This is a genomic window from Mesorhizobium sp. M0923, from assembly GCF_040319365.1.
In the GTDB taxonomy this organism is placed as follows: Bacteria; Pseudomonadota; Alphaproteobacteria; order Rhizobiales; family Rhizobiaceae; genus Mesorhizobium.
In genome coordinates, this window is record NZ_JAMYNW010000006.1 from 139096 (window position 1) to 155302 (window position 16207).

The following is a 16207-nucleotide window of genomic DNA, read 5'->3' on the forward strand; positions in this document are numbered from 1 at the left end:
GCTTGCCATAGGCGGAGATCGTCGACTACGGGATCATTCCAGATCGGCGGGACGCGCTGGCCGAAGCGTTCGGGGAAGCGGCCCCCAGGTGCGACGTCCTAGTCACGACAGGCGGTGTCTCGGCGGGCGAAGAAGATCACGTGGTGTCCGCTCTTGGGTGCCACGGCGGTTCGCTGGACGTGCTGAAGGTCGCGATGCGGCCGGGAAAGCCCATCAAGATCGGAATGATCGGGCCGATGCTGTTCGCGGGGCTTCCGGGCAATCCCAACGCGGCGCTCGTGACCTTCCGGCAGATAGCGCTGCCAGCGATCCGGAGGATCGCCGGCCTGCGCAGACTGAGGCCGGACTGGTCCCATCAGTTCGAAGACAGGGATTCCAAGCTCAGCAGCAGGCCACCCTCGATCGAAACAACATCTGGCGGCAGCATTGCAATGGCGTCGGCCAGGGACATTGCCATCAGGCTTGCCGACGACTCGCGACCGAGCATTTCCAGCAGGGGCCGTCCGGACTCGTCCAGCCCCGTTATCCTGACCGGAACGCATTCAGTCCGTCCAAGGCGCTTTTCGTAAGTGAATCCTGCTGCCGGGATCCTTGCGTATGCATGGCGTCGCAGAAACGCGATGGCCGGTTGATCGAGGCGAAAGCGGAAAACTTCTGTAATGGTCGCTGGTTTCGTAGCGACGTATACATTATCGAAGAGTTTAAAGACAAGGTTTGGATACCATTCATGTCTAGATCGATGAAATTTGCAGCTACGGGTGATGCCATAGTCACTCGGGCCCGCTTGCAATCCGAGGCGCCGACGAACCTACAGGCCGTGATTGCAGTCGCAGACGCCCGGCTAACAAATTTGGAGATTGTTGCCGCTAGCCGTAATGCCTTCGCATCTGCTGAAAGCGGGGGCACTTGGATGAAGGCTAGCCGCAAGGCCATCCGAGCTATGATACAGCATTTTGGGTTCAACCTTGTTTCCTGGGCAAACAACCACGCTATGGACTATTCCTACCGCGGCCTCGAAGAGACGGCAGAATTGCTCAATGAAATGGGCGTTGTTCATGCTGGAGTCGGGGCTGACTTGAGGCAGGCGAGCCGGCCGCGATATCTTGATTCAAGCAATGGACGAGTTGCACTGATTGCGGCCACATCCACATTCTTTGAATCACATCGGGCTGGCCCTGCCGGAGCAGAAATCGTCGGGAGGCCAGGTGTGAACCCGCTTCGCTACAACACGGTATACGGCCTTGAACAGAACCAGATGGAATCTCTTAGAGAAATCGCGGAAATCTCAAAGGTGAATTTTGAACGGGAATGGTTTGCTAACCAGGGTTTCGGGACAAAGTCAGCACCCGAAATCTTGCCGTTTGGTCCCCTCAATTTTACGGCCTCACCGAAGCCAGGTCCAAGGACGACTCCCAATCCCGAAGACTTGAATCGAATTATCGCATCGGTGTGCGAGGCCAGACGACAGGCGGACTATGTTGTTGTGTCACTGCATTCTCATGAGCTGCAGTGGAATGACCCATGCGGACCAGCGGAGTTTTTGGTTGATGCTGCACACGCCATGATTGAGGCCGGAGCCCATGTAGTTGTATGTCATGGATCGCATGAGCTGAGAGGGATAGAAATCTACCGTCAGAAGCCGATATTCTACAGTCTCGGGAATTTCATGTTCGAGTATTTTAGCATCGACGAATTTCCGCAGGAGTTTTATGATTTTCTTGATCTGCCGGTTGGTTCGTCGCCCGCAGAAGCTCTCGATAAACGCACTGCGATGGAAACAAAGGGGTTTACAAAAATTCCGGGAGTATGGCGATCGTTTGTACCAGTATGCGATTTCTCAGGGGAAGATTTGACAAAAATACTGATCTATCCGATTGATCTTGGTCGGGACAAGCCGCGTGCTCGTCGGGGGACGCCGAGCCTAGGAGACACGGATGCGATACGGACCGAATTGACTGACCTATCGGCGGCACTTGGAACAAAAATTCGATGGTCGACGTCTTGCGGTGCAGTGGATTTGTCATCGATTCCATGAACCGTGGTTTTGTGCGGCAATGCCCGACGGCTTCAGGTATCTTTGATCATGCCATTGATCCCAAACCCTGCCACCGCCGGAGCCGGCATTGCGCCATAGAAGGCATGTCCTTTGAACTCGCGGAATCAGTGACCAGCGACCGCGGTCGCCCGAACATCGGCCAGGCGTGGTCGATGTCACTTGCGGTGAGCCAGGCCTCCTTCGGGCACATGGCGAACTTTGACCTGATGGAGTGGAGGACCTCGCTCCCGGCACCTGATTGAACTTTGAAGGGCGTCGTTCATAGCCTATCGCTCTGCTTCGCCAGTTGCCTCTTCCTCAAGCTGTCGTCAAAGCGCTCCGTAAGCGCGCGGTTCTGTCGCAAACCTGGAAATGGGGTTGTGAACGGCCATTTCGGCCTGTCCGTCAGGCAGCGAGGATATCGAATTGCTCAGCGATCGACAGACTGGGATTGTAGGCATACCTCGCCTGTCGCTTGCGCATCATGTGGATCATCTCGATGCCGGAGAGGATAACCAGGGCGCTCGCCTGCGACTTGAAGCCGAGCATGGCTCGAATGCGGCGCTTGATACGCCGGTGATCCTGTTCGATCCGATTGTTGAGATACCGGCTATTGCGGATGCGGATCGGCTTCAGCGGTCGCCGCGATCGCTGCCGCAGCCGGCTTTCAGCGTCGCAGGAAAGGATCGCCTCGTAATTGGTCTGGCTGCCGTCGATGACGATGCGCTCCGGCCGGCCATGGCGCGTCAGCGCCTTGCGGAGGAAGCGTTTGGCCGCCACCAGGTCACGGTTTTCGCTGAAGAAGAACTCGACCGTGTCGCCGAGGCTGTCGATGGCGCGGTAGAGATACATCCATTGGCCGCGGACCTTGATGTACGTCTCGTCCATATGCCACTTGCTGCCGACCGCACGCTTGCGCCGGTTGAAGCGCTCCAGCAGCTGCGGCGAGAAGTGGGCGACCCAGCGATGCACGGTGGAGTGGTCGACCTTCAAGCCGCGTTCGGCCATCATCTCTTCCAGATCGCGCAGGCTCAGATTGTAGGCCAGGTACCAGCGCACGCACAGCAGGATCACCGACTGGTCGAAATGGCGGCCCTTGAACATCACGTGCTCCTCCACAGCTGAGGAGTGTTTCTTGCCATGCTCCGCTTACCGAAAGGTTTGCGACAGAGCCAATCCGGATCAGCGGGCGATCTATGACCCTGCGCAACGCCTTCGAGACCGACTTGGAACGCCTCCGTCCCGGCGTCCGTTTGCGCGAGGTCCACGCGACGGCGATGAAGGCCATGCATGCTCGCGGCTTTGACATGTATTGCCGCGGCCATTTTGGCCATGGTCTTGGTGCGTCGGTCTTCGTTGAGGAATGGCCCTTCATCGCGGCGGATGAACCGACGGAGATCGAACCCGGCATGGTGCTGGCCTATGAGTTGCCCTGGTACATCCGCGGCCTTGGCGCATTCATGCTGGAAGACCAGTTCATTGTTGGCGCGCAATCGGTGGATGCTTGTTGGACATTGCCGCGTGAACTGGCGATCTGCGACTGACGGCTTTTGTGCTCATCCCTCCCCCGCGACTAGAATAAAGACATCTGCGATTTGTCATCGTCAGCTTCGACGGCCTGCGGCCCGACCTTGTCTCTCCCGATCTGACGCCGAACCTCTGCCGCTTGCAGTCATTGGGCGTCACGCTGTTGGGCTGTTGGAGCACCGGACTATTTATCTAAGCGAGACCCGTTCGGCCTTCCCAAGTCTCGTTACCGGCACCACCACCGGAAGGCGTGGCATGGTGGGCAACAAATATGCCGACCGCTCGGTTACGCGCCTTGACGCCTGATTATATCAGCCGCCTGCGAATCCAGGCCGAGGCGGCATCGATCACGTAGACATGGCGATGATCATGAAAATGATCGACCAGGCTTCCGGCCACCGGAAGGCATGCATGCGGTCGGCCAGCAGAAAACCAGTGCCGCCGGCACCAACGATACCCAGTATCATGCCGGATCGAGCATTCGACTCGAAATTGTAAAGTATGACAGAGAGAATCACTGGCAGTGCCTGTGGCATGATCGCGTAGCGGATCGCCTGAAGGTTGCTGCCGCCGGGGTAGAACGCTAGCGTCATCGCTGCGACACGCATAGCAGCGTCTATCCCCGGCAGAGGCGATTGCAGCAAGTTCGCGCTCGAAGATGGTGTCGCTTCAAAGCAACGGGAAGCGCTAGCCATGATCCAGCCCGCCTCAAATTCGAGCGACAAAGGGCGTGATGTGGTCCGCTTTGCGGGGATGTCCGGTCGGCCGCTCGATCGAAAGTTTCATCCGGGGCGGATGCTCTCCCGTGTGAAACGCCTGGAGACGGTCGTCCAGTTCCTTGTCGGCCGTCGTGAGCCGGTGATTGAGGCGAAGGTAGTCCGTCCAGGTCGGCGTGCGAAAACTTTCGGTCCATTGACACGGTTCCTGAAGGTCTCTCTCGACGGTCCAGTTCCGGGCACCGACGCGACTTTGGGCGCGGCGGCGTTCCTGCATGAGGGCCAGGAACGCCTTTGTGTACTCGCCCGGTATCTGATACTCGATCTTGACGACGATCGGTCCGCTTCTCGGTCTGAGTTCGACAGCGACCGCTGGCGCCTTGAATCCCTCTAGGGGATCGTGGTCCGTTTCCTGGTTCTCGAGGATCGGCAACAGGAACCCGGTCGCGGAAACCAGCACCAGAGCGCCGGCCGAGCCCACCAGCGCCCAGGTCAGTGAATAGTTCTCGGCCACCGTGCCCCACAGCCAGCTGCCGGCCGCGATCCCGCCATAGGTCAGGGCATAATAAATCGAGATGGTGCGGCCAACGATCCACCGCGGGCTTGCCAATTGCACACTCACGCCAAGCCCGGACCAGGCAATGACCCAACCAGCGCCGCCAAGGGCGAGGGCGGTCGCTGCCACCGCAACGGTAGGGGCGACGGCAAGGGACATTGAGCAGGCTGCGCAAGCGAGGCATGCAAGCCTGATCAACCATTCCTGAGACATGAGCCGTCTCAAGCGACCGGCGGTGACGCCTGCGAAAAAGGCGCCAATCCCGAAGCCGGCCATCAGGACACCGTAGTCGAACGGACCACCGTTCAAATGATCACGGACAACGAGAGGCAGCAGCGCGAGAATGGCGATACCCGCCAGACCGAGAAGGGCCGCCCGAGCGATTGCTGCCTTGATTTCGGACGATATCGCCGTGAAACGCGCTCCGTCATAGATCGCAGTGGTCATCCGCTCGCGCGGGAGCGCTGAGGATGGAACAGTCCATTTGGAGCGCCAAATGACGCCCAACGGCACCACATAGCTGAGCGTACTCAAGACGAGAGCGGTCAGAGGCCCGAAGGAAGCAACGACGATGCCGCCGAGCGCCGGGCCCACGCTCCGAACGGTGTTGAAGCCGATATTGATGAGCGTGACGGCCGCCGGAAGATCGCGCCTTTCCACGATATCGCCGATTGACGCCTGCCAGGCGGGATCGTTGAGGGCGAAGCCGCATCCGATCAAAAAGCTGACACCGAGGATGATCCACGGGTCGACAAAGCCAAGCGCTATGAGAACAGTCAGTGTGAGCGACGCCACCGCAATCAGTGACCGGCCGGCGAGCATGACTCCGCGTCGGCTGAGATTATCCGCGATGGCCCCAGCGAATACAGACAAGATGAAGGCCGGCAGAGTGGAGGAGGCCTGAACCAGCGCGACCATCAGATCGGAAGTCGAGACCGTGGCCATGAGCCAGCCGATGGCGACGGTGTGCATCATCCAGCCGAGGGATGAGACTTGAGTTGCCAGCCAGATCGAGCGAAACGTTCGATTCTTGAGGGGGGAAAACGTGGTTGGCGTCACCGCGTCCGGATTTGCGCGCGCCACTCTGCTCATTTTTTTTAGGCCTTTGCGTTTTACCTACGGGCTCGCTCGAGCGAGCGCTTTGCACGATCGCCGAATTGGGCTGATGATTTCCACTGCAGGATTTTTTGAGCCGGCGATCTGGCGCCGCAACGAATATTTCTCTTGGAAGAATAAATCAGGACTGATCCAATCAAATCCACTTCGTCCCCAAGATCAACCTCATATTTGCATAAACGATGAGGAACGGCAGAGGCGAGAAGGTGCGCGTGGCGTAGCGGCCACACGCAAATTCTCGAGGAGCCAACCAGCGCACGAAATCTGGGTGGCTGGCGATCGTTCGCCGCCACTTTTCAATCGATGAGGCCGTCACAGCTAGCGCAGGGGAGAAGGCCGGATGTGCGCTGAACGGTGAAGTCCCCAAGGCCAAGTATTTCGAACTGGGCTGACGAGGACCTTGGGGCGAGCACAAGAACTGTTCCTGGTGACACGCCAAGGTCGAGCAGACAGTGAACTTTCGCTCCTGACCCGACGTAGGTAGGCCACCACACAAGGTATCGCACGAATGCAAGTTGGGACTGCCGCCCGTCAAAGCAATTTGTGATTTGTGGACAGGGCTGCGCGAGCCCTAAACGGAACCGGCTGATTTCGGACAGAGTGCATGATCGCTCGGCGAGCGAGGGGTGGGCGATCGTGTGAGGTGGATGGCGCGTCGCGGTCTTCTCAAAGCCGATGAACGCAAGGCGCTTGTCGGCGTGTGAATCGGCACCGAAGATTGACGCTGACCTGCCACGGGTAATTTCCTCCAGTTGGGATTAGAGTCCGGCCTCGTTTGAAGGACGGACTGATGAAGAGAAAGCGATTTACGGAAGAGCAGATCATCGCGGTTTTGCGCGAACACGAGGCGGGGGCGAAGGCGGGCGATCTGGCCCGCAAGCACGGGATCTCGGAGGCGACGCTGTATAATTGGAAGGCCAAATATGGCGGGATGGAGGTGTCGGACGCCAAGCGGCTGAAGGCGCTGGAGGAGGAGAACGCGAAGCTGAAGAAGCTGCTTGCCGACCAGCTGCTAGAAGCCTCGGCGCTGCGCGAGCTTCTTTCAAAAAAATGGTAGGGCCCGTCGCCAAGCGCGAAGCCGTCGCGCATCTGAGGGCCGCCATGGGCCTGTCGGAGCGGCGGGCCTGCTCGATCGTCGCTGCCGACCGCAAGATGATCCGTTACCGGTCCTGCCGGCCCCCTGAGACGGAACTGCGCTGCCGCTTGCGAGACCTTGCCAATGAGCGCCGGCGCTTCGGCTATCGGCGGCTGTTCATCCTGCTCAGACGCGAGGGCGAGCCGTCGGGGATCAACCGCATCTATCGGCTCTATCGCGAGGAAGGGCTGACGGTTCGCAAGCGACGGTCACGACGACGCGCGGTTGGCACCCGCGCACCGATCCTGGTCGAGGCAAGGCCGAACGCCCGCTGGTCGCTGGATTTCGTCCACGACCAGTTCGCCTGCGGCCGGCGCTTCCGCGTGCTCAACATCGTCGACGACGTGACACGCGAATGCCTGGCGGCGATCCCAGACACCTCGATCTCAGGCCGGCGTGTCGCGCGCGAACTGACGGAACTGGTCGCCCGCCGCGGCAAGCCGGGCATGATCGTCTCCGACCATGGCACCGAGTTCACCTCGAACGCCATCCTCGCCTGGTCGAAGGATCACAAGGTGGAATGGCATTACATCGCGCCGGGCAAGCCGATGCAGAACGGCTTCTGCGAGAGCTTCAACGGCCGGATGCGCGACGAACTCTTGAACGAAACCTTGTTCTTCGGCCTCGACCATGCCCGGACGACGATCGCCGAATGGGCGGACGACTACAACCGATCGCGCCCACATTCGGCGCTCGGCTACATCACGCCCGCGGCTTATTCCGCCAATCTCACCGCAACGGGCGATCAGCTGCACAACCCCGACCAGCTCCGCCGATCGCCCGTTGCTCAACCCGCGCCATACGGCGTACAACCCGCCGAGGCTCTAATTGCCGCCGGATGAAAATTCGGTGGCAGGTCAACGCCACGCAATTGGACCTTAGGGCTTTGACTTACAGACCAGAAAATTGAAATGGGGGTCATAGTCAGCGCCGATGATGACCCCGCCAGCGTTATGAATTTGCCTGCAACTTCATGCAGTTAACGGTAGTCGCCTTCAGCGGTCCACCGTGGATGCCGATTTCACAGCCTAACTCAAACCTCGGCTTCGTGCTCCTCCCCGGAGTGCCCAATTTTCCCACTCCCATGTCCTCTCTTCCTCCAACAGGTCTCATAGGCGCCGATGTCGGGCCGGTGTTCTCACCGAGAAATTCCGGTCGCCGGTTGAGCGCTTCGATCTCCGCAAAATAGAGTGAATGCGTCGCTGTCCGGATAAGAGACCGGGATCTTTCCGCGTTTGGCAGGCGTTCCATGACGAACCGGACGGCGTTCTTGAGGCTCGTGCCGCGGACGTGTGTCGTCACGGTTCTATTGCCGTGAACTGGGGAGAGTGTGAGAACCGTCGCCGGCATCTTGGGGTCGACGTGCAGCATCTTCGGACCTCCGTGCAAATTCGAGCGATAGGTAGCACTGGTACGTGTCGGCTGTTTGACGCCGGCGAAATCACGAAGAGATTCGGCGTGGCATACGGAGAAGCGTCAACTCATGGAGCCGCCGGTCGGATGCCGTGACTCCGAAACGGATTGCGGCCGAATGAAAGGGCCGCGCGCGCTGTCGGCTTCTATGGCGTCACGATGCTCGTGCACCTGAACCAGTCGCCGTCATCGCGAACACGACGCGACAGTTCTTCAAACGTTTGGACAAAATGATGCTTGCTCAAACGGTACGGGCAGGGTTTGCGTGTCCGGCTGAACAAAGCCCGCCAGCCAAAAAGAAAAAGACCGGCGGCAGGAGGTGCTGGCCACTACTAGCCCCGGAAGACGGCGGGTGGATATGCCGCCTTGCCGGTACTTTTCCCGTCGCCTCAGTCCACGATCCCGAAACGCGGATACCGGTTTTCGGAAAAGATCGCGGTCCAACAAGAATGTCAGGCGACCTTGAGTTCCTTGAAAGCCTTCTCGAAGGCTTCCTTGACCGGCTTGGACACTTCCTCGGCGGCCTTGGCGGTCACGGCTTGGAGGTCCTTGGCCTGCTCGACGGTCATCTCGACGCGCTTGCGCAGGAAGACGGTCTGCAACTCGACGACTTCCGACAGCGACTTCGCGCCGATCAGGGCTTCGAGGTGCGAGAAGTCGGCTTCGGCATTGGCGCGCAGAGCGGCAATTGTCTTGAGCGACAGCTCGTTGCCGGCGGTCTTGGCGGTCTCGAAGGTCGACTCGAGAGCCTTCTGGGTCGTCTCGGCGCCGGTCTTCAATTTCGAAAAGGCTTCCTTCGACTGCTCGACGCCCTTTTCGGCGACAGCGCGGAACTGGTCGGTAGCCTTGGACGGGTCGAAGGTCGGAAATGCGGCGTTCTCGATGGTGTCAGTGGTCTTGTCAGCGATCTTGGACATGTTTTCCATCCTTTTTGGACGGCCTTGCTCAATGCCGTCTCGTTCATTTACGAAGCTGACGTAACGGAATTATGAAACCGACAGAGCGGAATTTATGTTCAATACCGCACTGCACCATGATTTTTGCCCCAGCGTTGACCGAACGCCGAATTTTCGAAGGGCCGCCGTGCTGTTGGAGACCCGAGTCGAACCCCGCCAAAATCCACCCAACGCTTTTGGGATGAGGATTGGATCGCCTGGCTTTGACAAGCGCCGCAGGGTTGCCTATCAAGGCTGCGTTACGGTTCTGCATCCGCAGATTAAAAGGGAATGTGGTGAGGTCTTTTGACCAATGCCACGACTGCCCTCGCAACTGTAAGCGGCGAGCTTCACGCCTAAAGCCACTGTACCCCCGCGGGGATACGGGAAGGAGGTGTGAAGCGCATGAGCCGCGAGTCAGGAGACCTGCCGTTACGCGAGAAACCAAAAACCGGACGAGGGTTCCGGCAGGGCCGTGACGCAAGCGACTTCATCGCCCGTTATGCAATCAGTCCGTGTCAGGGGCACTGATCCAGCCTGCCTTTCTGCCCGGCATCGCCGAGTTTCAAGAGAGGACAGGACATGAAGATTATCGTTCTCGCTGCGTTGGTCGCGGCAATTCCAGCCGCTGCCGTGGCAGCCCCCACCACCTATCCGTTGGTTCTTGAGAATTGCGGCATCGAAGCACGTTTCGACCATGCCCCGCAGCGCGCCGTGGGCCTGGGGCAGAACAGCACCGAGATCATGCTCATGCTTGGCCTCGCCGACAGAATGGCCGGCAGCGCGATCTGGGTGTCGCCGGTGCTCCCGGAACTGGAAACCGAGAACAAGAAGGTGGAGCGCATCGCCAACAATACGCCGAATTTCGAAGCGGTCGTCGCCCGCAATCCGGATTTTCTGGCGGCACAGTTTCTGACGGCAGTCGGCCCGAAGGGCCGGATCGGCACGCGCGAGCAGTTTTCCGATCTCGGCATACCGAGCTACGTTTCTCCAACCGACTGCGCCACGAAGGACAATACGAGGTGCTGGCGGCCTCTCGATCCTTTTCCTTCAGGACCTGAACAGTCGTCTCGTCGCCATGGATGAGGGTTTGCGATCTGAGCCGCAGCTTCAGGGCGTCATAGATGCGGGAGAGATGCTTTTCGCTCGAGCCGATCACCCAGTGGCCCAGTGCGCACGTCGCTGCGAAAACGGCCAACAGAAGGTCAGCAAAGTGTCCGGGCATGGACTTGCCGGAAAGCTATCGGCTTAGTTATTAGGCAATGGTTTCCACGATCTCATAGCGCTGGATCAGCGGCCCAATCCCCTCGTTGAGCAGGGTCAGGACGTTCTGGGTCGTCGGTGCGAGAAGTTCAATCCGCTCGATGCGAACCGGACTCCATGAAGGCTCCTCATCCTCATCCGAGGTGACTTCGTCGCGGAGCTCGCGGACGACCTGCCGCACCTCGTCCAGTTCTGTAAAGAAGAAACCTGGGATTCCGGTGTCTTTCCAGCGGTCTTCGCTCGGCTCAGCCTCAAGTGAGTAGGTATATAAAATCATGGTTCAGATGATCTGCATCCCCTACAGTACGCCTCCGCCGGATGCTACACTTGCCTACCTTGCCGCCAAAAATCAAATCCCTTTTGCCGCAAACGGTCGATCTTGGATCATCCGAACGCGCCACCGGCTTCGTCTTCTTCGGCAAGGGTGGCGAGGTGGCGACCAATCGGCTGCATGGATGAACGCATCTTCGTGGCTGGTGATTATTGCAATGTACAGCAGGCCAAAACTCGCGCACCGCCTAAAAGGCTATTGTTCCACAAGGCGCTGTTGAGCGTTTAAATGTCCGGCGAGACTGAGAAGCAGCCGATCGAGACTTCAAGCCATGGGTTCTCGAACGATGGTTTACGCGGCAATACAATTTCAAGATGATCTACATCCCTGAGCGCCATGAAAGTGCCTTGGGCGACAGTGCCTCGGCGCGATGCACTCCACCCGGGCAGTGTGGCCGCGTCCCCGGCATCTGATGCGACGCCGGTCGACGGCTTTGCCCGAACGGTGTACTGCATTCGCATACAGCCACATGCAATTCTTGAGCGAGAGCGTATAGTGATGCCCAACACGGTGCGTCGCACCAGTCCTTCGAGCGCCAATTGTGCACACTCGGGCGGCGCCACGATCCTCAGCTTGATCCGATCTTCTTGCCATCGAGGCTCCACGTCATCCGACGCGTGTGAACTCCAGCTCATGCCAGCCAGCGCGCCACCTACGATAGCAAGGCGCCCTATAACCGAAGAGAACCACCAACAAACCATGTTCCACAGAGATCTCTGGTGCCGCACCGCACCGCCAGTCGACAACGAACTGCTCCCATTGTAGCCGACGCCGCAGGTCACCAGCCCTGCTCGCCTTTTGGGTAACCACTCGGCGACCCTGTCGAATTTGTCCTGTGAAACAAGCAAAGGTCATTTCCTCAGGCTGCGTATTTCGGTCTCGATCCGTCGAGCTGCGCGGCGGTTCAGTATGACCACGAAAACAAGGAAGGCAAAGGTCAGACTTCCTCCGACAAGCGCAAAGATCGGACGCTCGGGATTTGCCATCCAGTAGCCGAGATAGACCAGGACAAACCCGGGCACCATCGGCCCGACATACCAGAGCCAGGCCGAGCGAAGAAGGTCGCGCTCCCGCTCCAGCCGGAACGTCAGATAGTCTATTCCGCTTGCCGCCATGTCGGCGTCGGTGCGTGTGCTCTTCCTGAAGATAAGCAGCCCGACGATCACCATGCCGAGCGCCAGCGTCGCAAATCCTGCGCCCACGACCCAATCAGCCACGGTACGGGCGGCAAGGAATGTGACTACGCTCATGACCAGAAGAAATGCCACTGCGACACCTCCCGCAACATATTCCAAGGTGTTGCGACGCTTTGTGGTCCGGCTCAGGGCGGCGTGTCGCGCCTTGATCTCGTTGAGATTGATGGTCGCGGTCGTCACGGGCTGTTCCTTCCATGAATGTTGGGATCGGTCGCTCATCGCGTTGCCTCCAGGGTAAGCTGGCCGGCCAAAAGGCGTTTGATGCGGCTGATGCGGGTCGCTACGGCGCCCGCTGAAAGACCGGAGACCTCGGCGATGGTGGCGGCACTCTCGTCTTCCAGGTAGAGGATCATCACCTGCCGATCGACCGGCCGCAGGCGGTGGAGCATTGCGTGGATCTGCGCCAGCGCCAGCCTGTCGGAGATTTCTATCTCCGGAGAGGGACGCGGGTCCGCTCCAATCTCTGCCGCGGACTGATCGAGGCTGATCATGTCTTTCCGGCGTCGGGCTCGCCCGACATGATCGGCGGTCACATTGTGAGCCACGCGGTAGACCCAGGTCCTCAGCGAGCAGCGTCCGTCGAAAGACTTCAGGCTGCGCCAGACCTGAAGATGGATGTCCTGCACAAGGTCCTGCTGCTCGGCGGGATCGGATTCATATCCTGCCGCCAGCCGCGCCAGCGCGCTGCCCAGCATCTCTACCGTCAGCGCGTAGCGTCGATCGACGTCTTCCGGCACGGCCGGCTCGGCATCGCCTGTCGTGTCTTGGTGTATCATGGTCATGTTCAGATAGTCGTGCCGGGGTGGAATTTCTTACACGGCGTCGAAGCAGGCCTGGAGCAACCGCAGGCCCTCTTTGATGTCTGCCGTGGGAATGGCACCATATCCCAGCATGATCCCGGCTCGTGGGGTCCCACTCACCGCAAACGACGACAGCATCTGGACAGCGACGCCGCAATCAGCGGCGCGACGGGCGACCGCTGTCACTTGGTCGACTGACATTGTTCGAGCCAGGGCGGTGAGATGCAGCCCCGTTGCTGACGGAATGAGCTCCAGGTGGTCGGCGAAACTATTCGCGATGGCGTCCGCAAGCATCTCGTGCCGTTCCCGGTAAACGGGGCGTTGGTGCACGGATCTGGAGCATGACGGATCTCGATCTTTGATGACGCGCGGGCTACGCTTCCTTTGCCTGGCGGGCGGATTTCGGGCGTGCGCAGGCAAGCATGCGGTTGAGGACGGTGCAGCCGATGGCGACTTCGGTCTGCTGAACCGGAAGCGATCGTGCCCGCAAACGCCGCCCGATGATCGACTTGTATCGCCCTATGGCGGTCTCGACGAGCGAGCGTTTGCCATAACCGTTGGAGGCCTGCCATTTCATCCGGCCGTCTCTGCTAATTGCAGCGATATGCTGGTCCCTTTGGTCGGAAGGTCGATCGTCGATCCGTTCGACCGCGTTGACGCGAGGCGGAATGACGATGGCGACAGCCGCGCTGTGATTGATGACTGCGTCGTAAGTTGACTTTCCATCATAGGCACCGTCGGCAGTAAACTGTCCGATCGGACCGCCAATCTGGTCGAGTAGTGGCGCAACTTGAGAGACATCGCCAGTGTCCTGATCAGTCAGGGTATGGGCAATGATCTCGCCGCTGTCGGCATCCAGTGCCAGATGCAGCTTGCGCCAACTGCGACGGGATCTGGCGCCGTGTGCTTCTCCTCCAGCCACTGGCCGGCACCGTAGACCTGCAGGCCGGTGCTGTCGACAAGAACATGCACTGGTCCCTCCGGCGGAACCTGGCGATCATGCCGTTTGTTGGGCGATTGCCATGTCCGCGCCCGACGGCTCAGGGTGGTATGATCGGGGACAGCGAGCGCCAGCCCTATCAGCTGCAGCACCGATTCCAGCAAACCTTCTGCCTGGCGTAGCCGCAGGCCAAACACAAGGCCCAGCGTTAAGGTGGTCTCGATCGCCAGATCAGAATAGCGGTGCTGGCCGCCACATGTCTTGCGTCTTGGCGCTTGCCACCTGGACAGGGCTTCCGGCGTCACCCACAGGGTCAAACTGCCCCGATGACGAAGTCCTGCCTCATATTCTGGCCAGTTCGTCACCCTGAACTTCATCTTCTCGATACAATGACGGCGGGCGCTATTGTGTTTGAAAGAAATGACTAAACGACAAGGGCTGTTGCGGTTCCGTCCTGCCTAACCCAGACCCCTAACGATCCGTGCACCAACGCGCCAACGATCCGCTAGCCCTTCAACTTCCGGCAACGCATCGGAAACCCCAGTGGCAAAGAAGAGTCGGTCGCCCTCAGCCATGTTCCCGTCGGCCAGCGTCACCTTGAAGGCGTCACGTATTCCCTCTGCCCTTTCGGCCGTTCCGTCCATCCAGCTCAACGTCTTGTATTTTAACAGCTGCTCACGTGCACGATTGGCGATCTCAGCAGGATCGGCACCGTCCTGTGTCAGGAAAACCATGCGAGTGGCTGGCGAAGCGGTTGCGACGCCGCCCGGCATCGATGACGAGGACCTGGCGCCGCGCGCGGAGCAATTGCAGGGCGGCCGCCATTCCGGAATAGCTGCCGCCGATGACGATGACGTCGTATTTGCATGATTGATTCCTTCAGGCTGGGGCAGCTCAATTCGGACCGCCGCCAGCATCAGAGACATCCTCACTTGTCACCTCGGTGATCGGCCTGTGAATTCGGATCGTTTCGATCTTTTCGCCCGGGCGCATGATGCCGATCACGGTCTCGATGTCAGGACAATCCTTGTCGCGACAGGCGAGCTCGGTGATGGAGACGACGACGTCGTCGTGGAGCTTGCGAAGCTCCCGGACCCAGGCCTTGATCTGTCGGGACTTCTCCGGAAGCGCCCGGCGCGGCGCAAAAGGATTTGCAAAGAGGCTCAACTGGTGGCTTTCAATGATCGTGGTCGCTGCCGCCGCGTAGGGAGACCGCAAGCTCAGGTGTTTGATCCTATGCGCTCAGCGCGGTGGCGGGATCAGGTTGCGCCCGACACTTCAAAAAGCCGTCCTCGATAATGTCCCTGGGCATGTTGCGGCCGATGAAGACGAGACGGCTGACGCGCGGCTCGTCCTGCTTCCACGGGCGTTGGTGGTCGCCTTCGAGCAGCATGTGAACGGCTTGAACGACGAAGCGATCGTCATCATCCTTGAACGACAGGATGCCCTTCATGCGCAGGATGTCGAGGCCGAAGCGCTGCGTGATCATCTGCACCCAGGGCAGGAATTTCCTCGGATCGAGCGGCTGCTCGGTCACCAGCGAAAAGCTCGTCACATGGTCGTCATGCTCGTGGTCGTGATCGCCATCGAGGAAATCCGGCTCGATCTCCAGGACGCGATCGAGATCGAAGGCGCCGCGATTGAGCACCTGGTCGAGCGGTACGTCGCAGCGCGTCGACTGCCTGATCGTCGCAGTCGGGTTGATCTTGCGGATGCGGGCTTCGACCGCGGGCAACTCCTCGGCCGTCACCAGGTCCGTCTTGTTGAGAATGACGATGTCGGCGAAGGCGAGCTGCTCCTGCGCCTCGTGAGCCTTGTCGATCTCGCCAAGTAAATGTTTCGCGTCGACCACGGTGACGATGGCGTCCAGCTTGGTCTTCTGGCGAACGTCGTCGTCGACGAAGAAGGTCTGGGCGACGGGCGCGGGGTCGGCGAGACCGGTGGTCTCGACAAGGATCGCGTCGAACCGATCCTTGCGCCGCATCAGCCCCTCGATGATGCGGATCAGATCACCCCGGACGGTGCAGCAGATGCAGCCATTGTTCATCTCGAACACTTCCTCGTCGGCGTCGACGATGAGGTCGTTGTCGATGCCGACCTCGCCGAATTCGTTGACGATGACGGCGTATTTCTTGCCGTGCTGCTCGGAGAGGATGCGGTTGAGCAATGTCGTTTTGCCGGCGCCGAGGTAGCCGGTAAGCACCGTGACGGGCGTTTGTTCAGCAGGTTGGGCGGACATGGTCA

Annotated in this window: 16 protein-coding genes, 5 pseudogenes and 1 riboswitch; of the genes and pseudogenes, 6 read left to right on the plus strand and 15 right to left on the minus strand. The window is 59.6% G+C overall.

Going from position 1 to position 16207, the window contains the following annotated elements; all coding sequences use genetic code 11:
* Nucleotides 1-56: 56 nt before the first annotated feature.
* Nucleotides 57-254: pseudogene (locus NKH89_RS12615) on the plus strand (molybdopterin-binding protein); the annotation flags it as partial.
* Between the two features lie 101 nt (nucleotides 255-355).
* Here NKH89_RS12615 and NKH89_RS12620 read toward each other — a convergent pair.
* Nucleotides 356-661 (minus strand): hypothetical protein, encoded by a 306-nt coding sequence (locus NKH89_RS12620; protein ID WP_245277855.1) that lies wholly within the window; start codon nucleotides 659-661, stop codon nucleotides 356-358.
* On the opposite strand from NKH89_RS12620, the gene NKH89_RS12625 reads away from it, so the two are divergent.
* Nucleotides 602-2035 (plus strand): CapA family protein, encoded by a 1434-nt coding sequence (locus NKH89_RS12625; protein WP_023803518.1) that lies wholly within the window; start codon nucleotides 602-604, stop codon nucleotides 2033-2035. The two genes, NKH89_RS12620 and NKH89_RS12625, sit on opposite strands and share 60 nt — an antisense overlap.
* Nucleotides 1990-2298: a hypothetical protein gene (locus NKH89_RS12630; protein WP_352908986.1), complete on the plus strand. Its 309-nt coding sequence runs from the start codon at nucleotides 1990-1992 to the stop codon at nucleotides 2296-2298. The genes NKH89_RS12625 and NKH89_RS12630 overlap by 46 nt, the downstream gene beginning before the upstream one ends.
* A gap of 142 nt (nucleotides 2299-2440) precedes the next feature.
* Here the strand turns inward: NKH89_RS12630 and NKH89_RS12635 are convergent, their stop codons facing one another.
* Nucleotides 2441-3139, minus strand: coding sequence for an IS6 family transposase (locus NKH89_RS12635; protein ID WP_352908988.1), 699 nt, complete (start codon nucleotides 3137-3139; stop codon nucleotides 2441-2443).
* Between the two features lie 92 nt (nucleotides 3140-3231).
* On the opposite strand from NKH89_RS12635, the gene NKH89_RS12640 reads away from it, so the two are divergent.
* Nucleotides 3232-3579: a M24 family metallopeptidase gene (locus tag NKH89_RS12640; RefSeq protein ID WP_245277893.1), complete on the plus strand. Its 348-nt coding sequence runs from the start codon at nucleotides 3232-3234 to the stop codon at nucleotides 3577-3579.
* A gap of 330 nt (nucleotides 3580-3909) precedes the next feature.
* On the opposite strand, the gene NKH89_RS12645 is transcribed toward NKH89_RS12640, so the two are convergent.
* Both NKH89_RS12645 and NKH89_RS12650 read right to left on the minus strand, forming a co-directional pair.
* Nucleotides 3910-4257: a PhnE/PtxC family ABC transporter permease gene (locus NKH89_RS12645; protein ID WP_156942781.1), complete on the minus strand. Its 348-nt coding sequence runs from the start codon at nucleotides 4255-4257 to the stop codon at nucleotides 3910-3912.
* 13 nt (nucleotides 4258-4270) lie between these two features.
* Nucleotides 4271-5926 (minus strand): MFS transporter, encoded by a 1656-nt coding sequence (locus tag NKH89_RS12650; RefSeq protein WP_031257127.1) that lies wholly within the window; start codon nucleotides 5924-5926, stop codon nucleotides 4271-4273.
* Nucleotides 5927-6740: 814 nt separating this feature from the next.
* Between NKH89_RS12650 and NKH89_RS12655 the strand changes: the two are divergent.
* Both NKH89_RS12655 and NKH89_RS12660 read left to right on the plus strand, forming a co-directional pair.
* Nucleotides 6741-6893 (plus strand): annotated as a pseudogene (locus tag NKH89_RS12655) (transposase); the annotation flags it as partial.
* Nucleotides 6860-7927 (plus strand): IS3 family transposase, encoded by a 1068-nt coding sequence (locus tag NKH89_RS12660; RefSeq protein ID WP_352908991.1) that lies wholly within the window; start codon nucleotides 6860-6862, stop codon nucleotides 7925-7927. The pseudogene NKH89_RS12655 and the gene NKH89_RS12660, both read left to right, overlap by 34 nt.
* A gap of 109 nt (nucleotides 7928-8036) precedes the next feature.
* Here the strand turns inward: NKH89_RS12660 and NKH89_RS12665 are convergent, their stop codons facing one another.
* The 11 genes and pseudogenes from NKH89_RS12665 to NKH89_RS12715 all read right to left on the minus strand — a co-directional run bounded on the left by NKH89_RS12665 (nucleotide 8037) and on the right by NKH89_RS12715 (nucleotide 16202).
* Entirely contained in the window at nucleotides 8037-8456 is a 420-nt protein-coding gene (locus tag NKH89_RS12665) for a hypothetical protein (protein WP_023804249.1), read from the minus strand.
* A gap of 494 nt (nucleotides 8457-8950) precedes the next feature.
* Nucleotides 8951-9415: a phasin gene (locus NKH89_RS12670; RefSeq protein ID WP_023804248.1), complete on the minus strand. Its 465-nt coding sequence runs from the start codon at nucleotides 9413-9415 to the stop codon at nucleotides 8951-8953.
* Between the two features lie 264 nt (nucleotides 9416-9679).
* Nucleotides 9680-9881, plus strand: a riboswitch (cobalamin riboswitch).
* 549 nt (nucleotides 9882-10430) lie between these two features.
* Nucleotides 10431-10607, minus strand: a pseudogene (locus NKH89_RS12675) (IS66 family transposase); the annotation flags it as partial.
* A gap of 81 nt (nucleotides 10608-10688) precedes the next feature.
* The gene (locus NKH89_RS12680) at nucleotides 10689-10973 is read right to left on the minus strand and encodes a hypothetical protein (RefSeq protein WP_352572661.1); all 285 of its coding nucleotides are present in this window, start codon (nucleotides 10971-10973) and stop codon (nucleotides 10689-10691) included.
* Between the two features lie 905 nt (nucleotides 10974-11878).
* A complete protein-coding gene (locus NKH89_RS12685; RefSeq protein ID WP_031256686.1) occupies nucleotides 11879-12403 on the minus strand; it encodes a hypothetical protein in 525 nt (174 codons plus the stop codon).
* Between the two features lie 35 nt (nucleotides 12404-12438).
* A complete protein-coding gene (locus NKH89_RS12690; RefSeq protein WP_023803146.1) occupies nucleotides 12439-12999 on the minus strand; it encodes an RNA polymerase sigma factor in 561 nt (186 codons plus the stop codon).
* A gap of 36 nt (nucleotides 13000-13035) precedes the next feature.
* Entirely contained in the window at nucleotides 13036-13317 is a 282-nt protein-coding gene (locus NKH89_RS12695; RefSeq protein WP_023803145.1) for a hypothetical protein, read from the minus strand.
* Nucleotides 13318-13396: 79 nt separating this feature from the next.
* A pseudogene (locus NKH89_RS12700) lies at nucleotides 13397-14385 on the minus strand (IS5 family transposase).
* A gap of 72 nt (nucleotides 14386-14457) precedes the next feature.
* A pseudogene (locus NKH89_RS12705) lies at nucleotides 14458-14788 on the minus strand (thioredoxin reductase); the annotation flags it as partial.
* Between the two features lie 69 nt (nucleotides 14789-14857).
* The gene (locus NKH89_RS12710) at nucleotides 14858-15130 is read right to left on the minus strand and encodes a hypothetical protein (protein WP_023803140.1); all 273 of its coding nucleotides are present in this window, start codon (nucleotides 15128-15130) and stop codon (nucleotides 14858-14860) included.
* 67 nt (nucleotides 15131-15197) lie between these two features.
* A complete protein-coding gene (locus NKH89_RS12715; protein ID WP_023803139.1) occupies nucleotides 15198-16202 on the minus strand; it encodes a CobW family GTP-binding protein in 1005 nt (334 codons plus the stop codon).
* Between the last annotated feature and the right edge of the window lie 5 nt (nucleotides 16203-16207).